This is a genomic window from Candidatus Poribacteria bacterium, assembly GCA_026702755.1.
Classification (GTDB): Bacteria; Poribacteria; WGA-4E; order WGA-4E; family WGA-3G; genus WGA-3G.
In genome coordinates, this window is the sequence record JAPPBX010000010.1 from 1 (window position 1) to 12,984 (window position 12,984).

11 protein-coding genes are annotated in these 12,984 nt (G+C 48.3%); all 11 read left to right on the forward strand.

Annotated elements, in window-relative coordinates:
• A partial coding sequence (locus OXH39_01545; protein MCY3549115.1) for a hypothetical protein occupies window positions 1–342 on the forward strand: 342 nt, incomplete at its 5' end.
• A 24-nt stretch (window positions 343–366) separates the two neighbouring features.
• The gene (locus OXH39_01550; GenBank protein MCY3549116.1) at window positions 367–588 is read left to right on the forward strand and encodes a DUF433 domain-containing protein; all 222 of its coding nucleotides are present in this window, start codon (window positions 367–369) and stop codon (window positions 586–588) included.
• A gap of 85 nt (window positions 589–673) precedes the next feature.
• Window positions 674–2,086 (forward strand): L-seryl-tRNA(Sec) selenium transferase, encoded by a 1,413-nt coding sequence (gene selA, locus OXH39_01555; GenBank protein ID MCY3549117.1) that lies wholly within the window; start codon window positions 674–676, stop codon window positions 2,084–2,086.
• Window positions 2,087–2,133: 47 nt separating this feature from the next.
• On the forward strand, window positions 2,134–3,063 hold the full coding sequence (locus tag OXH39_01560) for a formylglycine-generating enzyme family protein (GenBank protein ID MCY3549118.1): 930 nt from the start codon (window positions 2,134–2,136) through the stop codon (window positions 3,061–3,063).
• 93 nt (window positions 3,064–3,156) lie between these two features.
• Entirely contained in the window at window positions 3,157–4,236 is a 1,080-nt protein-coding gene (locus OXH39_01565; GenBank protein ID MCY3549119.1) for an ABC transporter ATP-binding protein, read from the forward strand.
• A 53-nt stretch (window positions 4,237–4,289) separates the two neighbouring features.
• Complete coding sequence (locus OXH39_01570) at window positions 4,290–7,721, forward strand: UvrD-helicase domain-containing protein (GenBank protein ID MCY3549120.1); 3,432 nt, start codon at window positions 4,290–4,292, stop codon at window positions 7,719–7,721.
• Between the two features lie 10 nt (window positions 7,722–7,731).
• Window positions 7,732–8,433, forward strand: coding sequence for a hypothetical protein (locus OXH39_01575; protein ID MCY3549121.1), 702 nt, complete (start codon window positions 7,732–7,734; stop codon window positions 8,431–8,433).
• A gap of 46 nt (window positions 8,434–8,479) precedes the next feature.
• Window positions 8,480–9,187 (forward strand): hypothetical protein, encoded by a 708-nt coding sequence (locus tag OXH39_01580; GenBank protein ID MCY3549122.1) that lies wholly within the window; start codon window positions 8,480–8,482, stop codon window positions 9,185–9,187.
• Between the two features lie 48 nt (window positions 9,188–9,235).
• Window positions 9,236–9,958, forward strand: a complete 723-nt coding sequence (locus tag OXH39_01585; protein MCY3549123.1) for a hypothetical protein — start codon at window positions 9,236–9,238, stop codon at window positions 9,956–9,958.
• 21 nt (window positions 9,959–9,979) lie between these two features.
• On the forward strand, window positions 9,980–11,143 hold the full coding sequence (locus tag OXH39_01590; GenBank protein MCY3549124.1) for a Gfo/Idh/MocA family oxidoreductase: 1,164 nt from the start codon (window positions 9,980–9,982) through the stop codon (window positions 11,141–11,143).
• Window positions 11,128–12,933 (forward strand): CRTAC1 family protein, encoded by a 1,806-nt coding sequence (locus OXH39_01595; GenBank protein MCY3549125.1) that lies wholly within the window; start codon window positions 11,128–11,130, stop codon window positions 12,931–12,933. Before OXH39_01590 ends, OXH39_01595 begins: the two co-directional genes overlap by 16 nt.
• Window positions 12,934–12,984 lie beyond the last annotated feature (51 nt).

Genomic DNA, 12,984 nt, shown 5'->3' on the forward strand with positions numbered 1-12,984 from the left:
GGACTATCGGGAGATTCAAGCCGAGTTGAAAAAAGAAGGCAAACTTTGAACTCACCGACGCTTTACACCATCCGTTTAGAACGTCAAGCAGAACGAGAATTACGGAAATTGCCCAGAGACGTTGTCCAACGTATTAATGCTGCCCTTGAGAGATTGATCCATGAACCCCGACCTCAAGGCGTTGTTAAACTAACAGGACAGACAGGTTCAAAGTGGCGAATACGGATCCGGGAAGAGCGAAACAGCAGCCTAACTCGCAACCTTACACTACGCTATATTAGGCATTGTGTAAGACAAAAAGTTTATTTTACAAAAAGGAGCGGGCATTCCTCCTCAACCTAAAGGGTGGGGTCTCCTGCCCGAAGATTGATGAAACCCGAGCAAGTGATAAACCAAGACCCCGAGATTCACGGCGGGACACCCGTATTTACGGGCACCCGTGTTCCGGTAAAAGCACTCATCGATCATCTAAAAGCCGGAGAAAGTCTTGACTATTTTCTTGAAGGATTTCCTTCGGTTTCCCGCGAGCAAGCAATTGCTTTTTTAGAATTCGCTTTGGCCCAAACAATCCGATCATACCCGCGGTAAGAGGGTTTCTATTGTGTTATAAATCAATGGCACTCAATTAATATATTCAATACTGTAAAACAAAACGCTACCCTTGGAAACCATCTTGACAACCAATAACACAAAAAACCTCCTACAGCAATTGCCTGCCGTCGAAAAACTTCTGAACACCCAGGAGATGCTTGACTTGCAAGCGTCCTACGCTCGCGATCTCGTGATAGAGGCACTGCGCGCTGTTGTCGCTGACATCCGAGCCGATATTCTGAGTGGAAACCAGACACAACTGCCAGAATACACAGAATACGCCGAACGAACGCGTCAGAAAATTGAAGCAAAGATAGGGGCAGGCATGCGTCCCGTCGTCAATGCGACAGGCACGGTTACACATACCAACTTAGGCAGATCGTTGCTAAGCGACGTTGCGTGTGAAGCGATCCAGCAAGCCGCGCAGAACTATGTCAACCTTGAATACGACATTACAACAGGTGAGCGCGGACATCGGGATAGAATAACCGAACCGCTCCTACAGCAGCTAACAGGTTGTGAGGCATCTACGGTCGTTAACAATAATGCCGCAGCGGTTTTGCTCGCGCTGCAAACCATGGCACGCGGTAAAGAGGTGATCGTATCACGAGGAGAACTCATCGAAATCGGGGGCGCATTCCGAGTTCCTGACGTAATGGCAGCAAGCGGTGCAGTCCTTCGAGAGGTAGGCACAACCAACCGGACCCATCTCCGAGATTATGCCGAGGCTATCAATGAAAACACAGGACTACTGCTCAAGGTGCATCCGAGCAATTACAAAATCCTCGGTTTCACGTCAACGCCCTCGATGGATGAATTGACGGAACTCGGCGCACAGCACGGTGTCCCTACAATGGAAGATCTTGGCAGCGGTGCACTTGTTGATATGACACTATATGGACTTCCACACGAACCCCTCGTCGGAGAACGTATCGCCAGTGGCGTAGATGTTGTCACTTTCAGCGGTGACAAACTGCTCGGTGGACCACAGGCAGGGATCATCGTCGGTAAAGCGGAATGGATCGAAAAGATGCGTAAAAATCCGATGATGCGCGCACTTCGGGTCGATAAACTCATCATCGCCGGTTTGTCAGCGACGCTCCGACTTTACCTCACCGATAGTACCACCATGGTTGAACAGTTTCCAATGCTCAATCGCTATACGCGACCGATAGAGGATCTCCACGCCCTTGCCAAAGAACTCAAGATGCAACTGGAAACGCTCTTCGGGGAAAAGATTGACATTCAGGTTTCGGAAACCTACGGACAAATCGGAAGCGGTGCTCTCCCGGTTGAGACATTGCCGAGCGTCGCTCTCGTCCTTGAACCTTCCGGGATTTCCGCTGAAATGCTCGCTGCACAGTTCCGAAACGCCACAATCCCCGTCATTGGGAGAATCAAGGACGGTCTTTTTTGGCTGGATCTGCGGACGGTTTATGAGAGAGAACACACGTGGATCGTCGAAACCGCTACACAAGTCGCAGAAAACTTTTAAGAAATGAAATGGGATCACGGATTACGCGGAGTTCACGGAGAACACGATTGTTTTGGCTTCCCAGTGACCGAATTAAATTAGCAACGAAACCTAAGCCTGAAACGAAGTGGAAGGCGACTCTTGGGCAAAAACAGCTTAATGCCCAGTCCACGTCGTTTCTCCGCAAGGTAAGTTTAAAAATCCTCATTACCATCGTCACTCTTAGTGTTTACGCGTGCGGACAAAGCGAGGACGGTTCCACCACCGGCATTGAATCAGCCACAGAAATTGTCTCCGAAGTTGATGGTGCGACAATGGTGCTGATTCCTGCGGGGACGTTTCAGATGGGTTCCACCATCGGGGATAGCGACGAACAACCCGTGCATACCGTTACCCTTAACGCATTTTATGTGGATATGTATGAGGTAACCAATGCCCGCTATCAGAAGTTCGTTCAAAGCACAGGCTACCCGCAGCCACCCCTATCGCACGACCCGAAATTCAATGCCCCTGATGCCCCTGTCGTCCATGTGACCTGGCGCGATGCCGCTGCGTACGCGGCGTGGGCAAACAAACGTTTACCGACCGAAGCAGAATGGGAATACGCCGCACGTGGAAATCTTACTGGTAAACGATACCCGAACAGTGATATAATAACATACAGAGATGCCAATTTTGGGGGTACGGGTGGAACGGACAGATGGAAATGGAGCGCACCCGTCGGCAGCTTCCCACCGAACGGCTATAACCTATATGATATGGCAGGAAACGTGTGGGAATGGTGTTTTGATGAATACAACGCTGAATTCTATAGCCTGAGTCCACAGAACAACCCGCGCTTCGGCAGAGAAATTGCACCAGATGACGAAAACTTTCGTATCTTACGCGGTGGTGGATGGGGCGGGAGTCCTGAAGACCTTCGCGTTGCAGACCGGTGGTATCACCTCTCATCCGGCAGCACAATCGGCTTCCGCTGCGTAAAAAATTTAGAAGAATAGTCATCGGTTATCAGTGGAGAGACATCAGAAATTCTTGATGTGTATCAAAACCTCTTTTAACCGACAACTGACAACCGACAACTAATAACCATTATGGCAGTTTCTGTTGAATTAACCCATGTCACAAAAGCCTTCGATACAACGCTCGCTGTCAATGACGTGAGTCTGAAAATTGAGACGGGAGAGTTCTTCTTCCTCCTGGGTCCGTCCGGATGCGGCAAATCAACTTTCCTCCGTATTGTAGCAGGATTCTACAAACCCGATATCGGCGAATTGCGGTTCGACGATACCGTGATGAACAACGTGCCGCCGCATCAACGCAATACAGGAATGGTGTTCCAAAATTATGCCCTATGGCCCCACATGTCCGTCGCCGAAAACATTGAATATGGACTGACGCTTCGGAAATTCGACAAGGCAGAACGCAACGAAAAAATTATACGAGCGTTAGAGATGGTACAGATGGAAGACTATCACGATCGCGCAGTCAACACGCTCTCCGGTGGACAGCAACAACGCATCGCACTTGCGCGTGCGCTCGTTATTGAGCCGAGTGTCCTACTCCTCGACGAACCGATCAGTAACCTCGACGCTGCACTCCGACAACAGATGCGCGACGAAATAAAGCAGATTCATGACCGGACTAATATTACAATGTTCTATGTCACACACGATCAGGTCGATGCACTCTCTATGGCAGATCGGATGGCGATTATGCAGGATGGCGTTATCATCCAAGTCGGCACACCGCGTGAAATCTATCAGTTTCCAAAGAACGCTTTTGTCGCGAGTTTTGTTGGGGAAACCAACTTCATTTCGGGCAAGGTCGAGCAGGCATCGAACGGCAGTGCTACAATTGACACTCCGATTGGGACACTTCACTCGGAAACCGTCTACCACGACCTAACGCAGGGAACACCCGTGCAGTGTTCAATTCGACCAGAAGCACTCATTATTGATAGCACTCAGGATAGCAGTAGCCAATCTGAAAACCTTATAACTGCGAAAGTGACAGCAGTCAACTATTTGGGACGGATAGAAGAATACCAACTGGTAGCCGCAGACATCCCGCTCAAAGCTGTGCATTACAACCCCGGCACAGAAACGAAAAAGCCGGGAGATACCGTTCAACTCGCAATATCAGCAGCGGCAGTTCTTCCACTGCCAGATTAAAAGTAGTAGGCACGCTCCGCCGTGCCGTCAATCACAACGGACATAGTTAAAAAATGCGATTGACACCGAGCCAACAAGCAGCCCTTAATATAGAAAAACATATCTGTGTAACCGCCGGTGCGGGTTCAGGAAAGACGACTGTATTGGTCGAACGTTACCTTGAAATCTTGCGAAGCGAGAAGGCAAACCCGCGAGAAATCGTCGCTATCACCTTCACAGATAAAGCCGCCGCTGAGATGAAGGAACGCGTTATTGAAAAACTTAATGCCGAAGAAAGCATTGTTGATCGCGGAACAATCCTTGAACAGATGAACACGGCCCCCATCTCGACCATCCATGCATTCTGTTCACGTATCCTGAGAGAATTCCCCTTTCAAGCCGGTGTACCAGCCAATTTTAGCATCTTGCAAGGTATCGATCAGAAACTCCTGCTACAGCAAATCCTTCGAGAAACCCTCAAGGAGATTGCCACAAACAAGGAAGATAAACACCGGGGCGAACTGACACGCCTGCTACAACGCTACGGACGACGACAAAACTTGGAAGAACTGTTTTCGAGCATGGTAAACCAGCGCGATGTCATTGATCATCTCATTAAAGAGGTTTACGGCAGTCAAAATGTTGAACAGCTGCCAGATGTTTGGGAACACGCCATTCGTGCAGAATCGATGTCGGAAAATGATGTTATCGAATTCATCCGGTGTCTAAACGCCGCTTTGCATCTTGCGAAGGGCAAAAATGTTACATTGATTATACCTTTAGTCCAAAAATTGGAAGCGTTGCCTGAGAAAAACCCGGACTCACCTGAAGTGATGCGTCTACTGAAAGAAATCGCAGATCTAATTACAATAAAAAGTGGCGGCATCGCGAAAACCGCTTTTCTGGGCAGAGGGGTCAAAACATCGGACATTGAAACCGAAATCAACTTTCTGGTATCGGCCGCGGAAAAGATTCAAAACGCTCCTATCATTGAGGCGGATGGCGAAACTGATGACGATTTTCTACTCAGCACAACCTATGATCTGCTCACCCTATATACCCGAATCCTTAACAATTACCAAACTGCCAAACTCTCCCAAGGCACACTCGATTTCAATGACCTGCAACTGAAAACCCGCGATCTGCTTCGCGACAACAAAGAAATCCAGCAAGCATTGGTTGAACGCCACACATACTACATGGTGGACGAATATCAGGATACAAATGAACTACAGTACGAATTAGTGATGCTGCTCACAAACGAACTCAAAGAAGCAAATCTCTTTATCGTAGGTGATCCAAAACAGAGCATTTACGCGTTTCGCGGCGCAGATGTCCGTGTGTTTAAAAAGACAAATCAAAAAATCAAAGACACGGGAGGTGAAGACATCCCTCTCAAAGAGAATTTCCGCTCTCTACGAGACACCGTCGGGTTTGTCAATCACCTTTTCGATTGTTTGATGGGTGATGGAACTGAAACCGAATTTGAGGTGCCGTTTGAATCCCTTATTAAAGCGCGACCTGTTGAAGCAAACGGTGCGATTGATATCATCCTCGGAGAGAAGGGCGACGCGACAGCAAACGAATACACGCTGATCGCACAGCACATCAAAAATATGAGCAGGAACGGCGAAACGGTATGGGTGCGCCGCGAGAACAGCGGAGAATCAGAACATCCAATTGAATACGGCGACATCGCCATACTCATCCGTAGCAGAACACATCTTCCAGATATTGAGCATGCTTTACTTGAAGCAGGCATCCCCTACCTCACCACCGGTGGCATCGGTTTCTATCAACGCCAAGAAATCTACGATATCTGGAACTATCTCCATTTCCTCAATACACCGACAGAACATCACGCTTCCCTTGCTGGCGTTCTTCGCGGTCCCGCTTTCGGTATCTCTGACACTGAACTCTATGAAATTTCACAGCAAGATGGAACAAGTTTCTGGAACAAAGCGCAGAATTACCAAGCAGGTTCTCATAACCTCGGACGCGCGATAGACACCTTAAAAAGGCACATCCAGATTGCACATCGCATGTCTGTAAACCAACTCATCGTAACCATCGTTAATGAAACAGGAATGATTGGAACGCTAAAAACAGGAAAACAGGGGCAGCAGCGGTGGGCAAACTACCAAAAACTCTTGGAACACGCCAGAAGTTTTGACAGTGACGAAACCAAGCAAACCCTTACAGATTTTATCGAATTTCTGGATATTTTAATTGAGGAAGAGCGACGCGAAGGGCAGGCACCAGTTGAGGCAAGCAGAGGCGCAATCCAAATCATGACGATCCATGCCGCCAAGGGACTTCAATTCCCGGTTGTGATACTCCCATGCCTTGACCGAGGCGCGGAGATGGCGAGAGAGCCTTTTATTGATGAAACACTTGGGATCGGTTTCAGCCCACTTAATCCGGACAACAATTACAAAAAAACTGAACCGCGCATTGTTGACTATATGAAAAATCGGGCGAGCCAAAAAGAGTATGCCGAAAAGAAGCGGTTGTTCTATGTCGGTACGACACGCGCCCAGGACCGGCTTATTTTAGCGGGAAGCCTCTCTGGCACCGGTAAACCGCGGAACATACTTGAATGGCTTTATAAGCATCTCGGCATCGGTGAAGAAGACAATTTACTGAACTTACCCTTTAGACTAAAGGTCTTTCCCGATAGCAGTCAACAATCTGAAGATACTTTGACTACGGACAAGGATTCTGATGATGAAACAACACCCGTCGATTTTCCGGAGCATCCGTTACCGACTCTGGAGCCAACCGAGATCTCCGCGTCCTTCTCTGTAGCCGAGCTCGCTAACTATGCGCGCTGTCCGCTGCGGTATCAGTTGGAAAATGTCCTACGAATTCCGACAAACGAACAAAGAGAATCGGGTTCAGACGAAATCGATATGTCCGCTGCGATCCGCTACACCCTCGCTCGAATAAGACAACTATCAGACGCAGAAAATCTTGATAGGCTGACTGATCAAGCATTTGAGAATTACCCTGAAGCAACGACCGAATCAAAAGCGAGACTTCGCACTTATGTTAGCAATTTTCTCAATTCCGAACTCGGAGAAACAGCACGCGTTGCCTCCGAAACCCATGTCAATCAGCAAATCCACGCAGCTATCAACGGACACATCATTGATGGCAGATTGGACAGGATTTTTAAAGATGAAACAGGAAATTGGCAGATAATCAATTATAAAACCGACGAGGTTCAGAACTTAGATACATATCGTCCAGAAATGGAACTTTACAGTTTACTTGCACATCGGCGTTATCCAAATCAATCAACTGTGATAATTAATCTCTTCTTTACCGAAGAAAATCGGTGTGAACAGATACACTTCGACATGACACAATTGCAGGACGTTCAGGAACAGTGGCAGAAAAGAATATCCGCACTGCAGCGCGGGGTTTACCAGAAAAACCTTGAGCATTGCTGTTCCTGCCCGTATGCAGATCCAGATGGCGCGTGTATAATCACCGAACCTTAAGGAGAAAACGATGAAAAAGCTTACATCAATAACCGCAATCATTATGCTCGTCTGCTTTTCATTATGGGCATGGCAATCCAGTTTCGCTGGCACATGGCGCGACGATTTTGAAGACAAAGACACCCGTGAATGGAAAATTTTTAATCTCGACCGCAAGGTTGAAAAGTGGTGGATTAGTGACGGCGAAGCCGTTGGCGAAATCTTTTTACCCGGCTTCATGAGTCTCTGGATTACGGGTGAACTCACATGGAAGAACTACTCGCTCTCGTGTCGCGCGAAATTAGTGGAAGACAAGAATGAACCGCCAAGCATCGAGCTAACACTCCACGACAGAGGCGAAGAAGACACCCGTTACCTCTTTTTTATCGACTACGTTTTCAACACCGTCCGAATTGTCAAAGCACTCCAAGACAGCTGGTTTCCTGTCATTTTTCCATTTGATGCTGAAATCGATACGTGGTATGAACTGACTGCCACGATTCATGAAGACGGCACCCTTGAATTCAAGGTTGATGATGAGGTCTTCACTGTCATTGATGACGACCCTTTGAAAGGTGGGCAAGCTGGACTTGTTGTCGCAGATGGACAGGCTCGCTTTGACAATGTTGAAATTACGGGTCCGAACATTGATAATGGGGGACCGGGAAAAGCATTTCCTGTCGAGCCACGAACCAAACTCGCAACCACATGGGGAAAACTTAAGAAGAATTAGATTAACAATAGAAGTAAGAGAGATTTCCTCGTGTTAAGGTGAAACCATGCTGAAAAAATGTCTCATTTTCGGACTTATTATTTGCAGCGTTGCTTTGAACCAACTCGCGCTTGCAGGCACTTGGAAAGATAGTTTTGAAGATGACATCACCTCAGAATGGACACTCTTTAGTGGGAATCATAAGAAAGAAAAGTGGCGGGTTCATGAAGGCGAAGCCATTGGAGAAACTATTAACCATCCTGATTTTCTGAGTTTCTGGATAACGGGTGATGCTAAATGGCAGAATTATGCTGTGTCTTGCCGCGCACAACTTACTAAAGTCAAGAAGGATTCTGCGAGTTTCGGGCTTTTACTCTACCTCAAGAGAGACAGACTTTCCCTATATTTGTTCAGGATTCATTACGACTCTGGTTTCGCCAATATCGTAAAAATACTTCCACCTCCACAACGACCTGTTCAATTGGGAAGTTTGGATATGAATGTGCAAGTTGATAAGTGGTACCGATTGACTGCTGCTGTTTACAAAAATGGCACTCTTGAATTCCAAATTGGTAAAAAACTACTCAAGGTTGTTGACCACAACCCGATGCTGGAGAGCGGAAAAGCAGGGCTTGTCGTTGATAGCGCACAAGCACGATTTGATGATGTCGAAATCACGGGAGTGAATATCCGCGATGGCGGACCTGGAAAAGGGCGTCCCGTCGAGCCACAAACCAAACTCGCAACTATATGGGGACAACTCAAAAACGATTAAGTCAACAGTAACAGCGAGAGACTCGTCTCGCGCACAAAGGAGAAAACTATGCTTAAAAAATGTCTCATTTTCGGACTCGTTATTTGCAGCGTTGCTTTGAACCAATTTGCTTTTGCAGGCACTTGGAAAGATAGTTTTGAAGACAACGACATGTCCGAATGGAAAATCGTTGATGATTGGGAAAATGGCGCAGGAAAGTGGTGGTCCGATAAAGGTGAAGCTGTAGCCGAATCATTGGACGAATCAGGTTTTGCTATGTGGCTGACAGGTGAATCCACATGGGAATACTATGCTGTATCCTGTCGAGCAAAATTAGTGAAAAGTAAAAAGGAACCCGCGACTTTTGGGATCGTAATGCATGCTAACACTAATGAACTACTTGATGGACTACTTGATGCACATTATTATTTCCGTATCATTGGGGACTTTGACTTTATCAGTATTAGGAAATTCCGTCCATTTCCAGCCGGACCGGTCACACTCGGAGAATTCGATTTCGAAGTAAAAACGGACAGATGGTACCAACTCACTGCTACTATTCATAGAAACGGTGAAATTGAATTCCATATTGATAAGAAGTTGTTCACCGTGTTCGATGCCAACCCTCTGGAAGCAGGGCAAGCTGGGTTGGGTGTCTCAAATGCAGAAGTCCGCTTCGATGACGTTGAAATCACAGGTCAGAACATTGGCGATGGGGGTCCGGAAAACACACTCCCCGTCGAGCCACAAGCTAAACTTGCAACTACATGGGGACACCTGAAAAATAATTGACGAAAGGTACACATACGAGAAATGGAGACCAAACAGACAGTTGGCATCGGCATTATCGGGATGGGATGGATGGGCATGACGCACGCCCGCGCATACCGCCAAATTAGTGATCGGTTCCACGACAGTCCCCTCCACCCCAGGCTTGTCATTTGTGCTGATGACGTTGTCGAGCGTACAACCGAGGCGAAAGCACGTTTTGGATTTGAACGCACAACCACCGATTTCCGACACGTCATAGATGACGAAGACGTACATGTCGTCAACATCGCCGCGCCGAATAGCATGCACCTTGAGATCGTCGAGGCAGCAGCTGCCGCAGGAAAACACATCTTCTGTGAGAAGCCTGTCGGGCGGAATCCAGCTGAAACGAAGGCTATCTATGCCGCTGCACAGCGCGCAGGTGTCCTAACCTATGTCGGTTATAACTATAGATGGGCACCCGTCGTTCAATATGCGCATCAACTGATTTCAGAAGGGAAACTCGGCAAACTCACCCACTACCGCGGTAGGTTTTTCGCTGGTTACGCCAGCCATCCGCAAGCCGTCCTTTCGTGGCGGTTTCAGAAAGAGATAGCAGGATTAGGAACGCTGGGTGATCTGCTCTCCCACGTCATTGACATGGCGCACTTTATCGTCGGCGGTATCGACAGTGTCGTCTCACAACAGGAAACATTTATTTCGGAACGCCCAATAGCGACAGCGGGGACCGGCACACACTTCAGCCTCGGCGGTGATGGCAAAACGGAAGCGGTCACGAACGAAGATTACGTCGGGGCATTAGTCCGGTTTGAAAACGGGGTCCGCGGCACCTTGGAGGCTTGCAGAGTCATTACTGGACCGAAGTGTGAAATGGCGTTTGAAGTGCACGGTACAGACGGAGCCTTGCGTTGGAACTTTGAACAGATGAACGAACTTGAGGTCTACCTACCCACCGAGGACGGTTTTCCTGATGGGTACACACGTGTCTTAAGCGGTCCCGATCATCCATTCCACAGTTATTTCAATCCCGGTCCCGGTGTTGGATTAGGCTACGATGACCTGAAGACGATTGAAGCGTACCAGTTTTTACAAGCCATCCACACAGGAAAACAGGGAAATCCCAGTTTCCGAGAAGCCGCCGCTGTCGCCGATGTACAGACTGCTATCCAAACCTCATGGGAGGAGGATCAGTGGATTTCGGTATAAAGCAATCAGTCATCGGCTTTCAGCCATCAGCGATCAGAGGAAATGTGGATAGAAGGATGGAAGAGAAGATTGGAAGGTTCTTCGATTTGGAGACTCGGGGTCTCATCCTACCCTTCTTCCTACCTTCCATTCCCAAACTAATAGCCAATATAATATTTTGCTGCCTACTCATTCCTCTCAATGCTGCTGCACAAAACTTGCCGCCCCCTGGTAATATAAAATTTACCAACATCACGCAAGCAGCAGGCATCGACTTCATCCATAACACCGGTGCCTTCGGCAAGAAATACCTCCCCGAAACAATGGGTTCAGGATGCGCCTTCATAGATTACGACAACGACGGATGGCAGGACATCCTACTCGTCAATGGAAAGGATTGGGAGGGCAAGCCAACTCAGAAGCGGCAAACGATGGCACTCTACCGCAACAACCGAGACAGCACCTTCACCGATGTCACCGAAACCGCAGGTCTCGCGACACCCCTCTACGGCATGGGTGTCGCTGTCGCCGATTATGATAACGATGGCGATTCGGATATCTATATCAGCACCCTTGAAACCGATAGACTCTTCCAAAACCGCGGCGATGGCACTTTTGTTGATGTCACAGAAGCCGCCGGTATCCATAATCCGGGCTTCGGTACAAGTTGCGCATGGTTCGACTATAATAACGATGGACATCTTGACCTCTACGTCGCGAACTACGTTGAATGGAGCATAGAGAACGACCTGTTCTGTACCCTCGACGGCATCAATAAATCCTACTGCACCCCTGAATCCTACACAGGACAGTCCAGTAAACTCTTTAGAAATCGAGGCAACGGCACATTCACCGATGTCTCTCGTATCGCACGTATCGAGGACAATACGAGTAAATCACTCGGTGTCTGCATCTTCGATTACAATGCCGATGGCTTACTGGATATCTTTGAGGCAAACGACACACAACCCAATAAACTCTATCAGAACAATGGCGACGGCACCTTTATTGAAGCCGGAATGCTCACCGGCATCGCTTATAACGAAAGCGGTGTCGCAACCGGGGCAATGGGCATTGATGCCGCAGACTATGATCGCACCGGCAAAGAGAGCCTCGTCATCGGCAACTTCTCCAACGAAATGCTCAACCTCTATCACAACGAAGGCGATTTTTTCATTGATGATGCCCCCGCCGCACATATCGGAAATGCAACCTTATTGACGCTCACCTTCGCATGCTTCTTCTTCGACTTTGATCTTGATGGCAATCTCGACATCTTCACTGCTAACGGACATGTCGAAAACGACATCAACGCCATCCAGAGCCAAGTCACCTATGCGCAACCGCCGCATCTATTTCATAACGACTCTCACGGCAAATTCACCGAGGCAGTCCACAAAGTTGGTGCGGATTTGGCAAAGCCGATGGTCGGGAGAGGTGCAGCTTATGGCGATATCGACAACGACGGCGACTGGGACCTACTCGTTACTACCTCCAACGGACCCGCACATCTCTTCCGAAACGACGGTGGGAATCGTAACGCGTGGATTAAGGTACAACTTGTCGGACAAGCAAGCAATCGCGACGGAATTGGCGCGCAGATTCGCATTACCTCCGCGGCGGGGACACAGACACACACAGTCAAGAGCGGTTCCAGCTACTGCTCACAGAGTGAACTCACAGCCATCTTCGGCATAAACGATGATACTATAATCGAAACCATCAAGGTGAAGTGGCCCAGCGGTGCTGTCAGCACACGCAAGAACATCAAACCGAACCAACAGATTCGCATTGAGGAAGACACCCAGTAGAGACGTTTCCACAAACGGCATTATAGTAAAGCCCGAAAATATGTAGACAGT